The organism is Brevibacillus reuszeri, from assembly GCF_002897295.1.
In the GTDB taxonomy this organism is placed as follows: Bacteria; Bacillota; Bacilli; order Brevibacillales; family Brevibacillaceae; genus Brevibacillus; species Brevibacillus reuszeri_A.
Genome location: NZ_BEXF01000079.1, coordinates 1 through 1791, shown reverse-complemented (window position 1 = coordinate 1791; position 1791 = coordinate 1). Strand labels below are relative to the sequence as shown.

Genomic DNA, 1791 nt, shown 5'->3' with positions numbered 1-1791 from the left:
GAATTGTTTCAGGAGGGTGGAATGTATTACGGGCTGAATGCGGTATCACGAAAATTGATTATGTTCAACAGGCTTTCGCTGGATACACCGAACGGCTTTATATTGGGAACGCCGGGTTCAGGTAAATCTTTCGCGGCAAAAAGGGAAATGGTAAACGTGCTTCTCAACACGGATGATGATGTGATCATCATCGACCCGGAGCGCGAATACACACGACTTGTATCCAATTTCAAAGGAGAAGTTATTCATATTTCTGCTGGATCAAAGAACTACATCAATCCGCTGGATATGACAATGGACTATGCAGATGATGATGACCCATTGATGCTTAAATCTGATTTTGTACTCTCTCTCTGCGAGGTAATAGTCGGTGGTAGATATGGCCTTACACCAAAGGAAAAATCAATTATTGACCGATGCTTGAAACTCACATACCACAAGTATCTACAGACGTTTTCGAAAGATGATATACCGACACTAATTGATTTCTATGAACAGCTCAAACAGCAAGAAGACCCGGAAGCTATCGAAATTGCTACAGCGCTTGAGCTTTATGTTAAGGGTAATCTGTCTGTATTCGCTAATAAGACAAATATCAATATAGATAACCGTCTTGTATGCTTTGACATTAAGGATTTAGGGAAGCAGCTCAAGACAATGGGGATGCTCATTGTGCTTGACCAAATTTGGAACCGAATCACCCTTAATCGTGGTAAGGGTAAGCGGACATGGATATATATTGATGAAATTTACTTGCTCTTTGCTAATGAATATTCAGCAGCTTTCTTATACGAACTGTACAAACGGGCCAGAAAATGGGGAGGGATTCCAACAGGAATCACCCAAAACGTCGAGGATTTGCTTAAATCAGACCTTGCACGAACGATGCTTTCTAACTCCATGTTCTTGATGATGCTCAATCAAGCTAAATCGGATCGCCGCGAGTTAGCGACTTTGCTGGACATATCGGAAACGCAGCTTAGCTATGTGACAAATGCAGATAGTGGGCAGGGGCTAATGTTTATCGGGAACGGTGAAGGTAAAGGGATTGTTCCTTTCCATGACGAGTTCCCAAGGGATACGAAATTATACAAAATGATGACGACCAAGGTTGATGAAGTAAGGGAGGCTAATCTGGAGAGTAATACAGCATGAGGAAGAACAATATCCGTACCCGTACTTCATCTAAAACCACTGTCAGAAATGTATATGCTAAGGGCGTCCTCAATAACAAAGTGAAGTCTAACCGGAACACGGCTGCTCATCCCTCCAGTAACGGAGGGATGAAGTCCAGATTACGCAGCCATATTTCAAGGGAAAGCCAGAATGAAAAAATAAAGACCACTGTCAGAAATACGCATGTTAAGCGTGGCCTCAGTAACAGAGCGAAGATTAACGGGAGAACAGTTGTTCAGCCCTCCAGCCATGACAGGAGGATGAATGCTAGGCTACGCAGCCATATTTCAAGAGAGAGCCAGAATGAAAAGGTAAAAGCCACTATCAGGAATACACATGTTAAGCGTGGAGTGAAGGTTAACCGGAGGACAGCTGTTCACCCCTCCAGTAGTGACAGGAGGATGAACGTTAGGCTACGCAGACATATTTTAAGGGAACGCCAGGACAAAAAGATAAAGACCACCGCCAGAAACGTATATGTTAAGCGTGGCCTCAGTAACAAAATGAAGCTTACCCGAAAAACACCTGTTCATTCCACCAGCAATATCAAAGGGATCAGGGCTGCACTTCGCAACCATATTTCAAGGCAAAGCAAGGAAAAGATAAAGACCGCTC

1 protein-coding gene and 1 pseudogene are annotated in these 1791 nt (G+C 43.4%); both read left to right on the top strand.

The window, feature by feature from the left end; all coding sequences use genetic code 11:
* Positions 1-1155: VirB4-like conjugal transfer ATPase, CD1110 family (locus tag C3B52_RS35380; protein ID WP_164685081.1), on the top strand; the 1155-nt coding region annotated here is incomplete at its 5' end.
* Positions 1152-1791: pseudogene (locus tag C3B52_RS35375) on the top strand (C40 family peptidase); the annotation flags it as partial. The gene C3B52_RS35380 and the pseudogene C3B52_RS35375, both read left to right, overlap by 4 nt.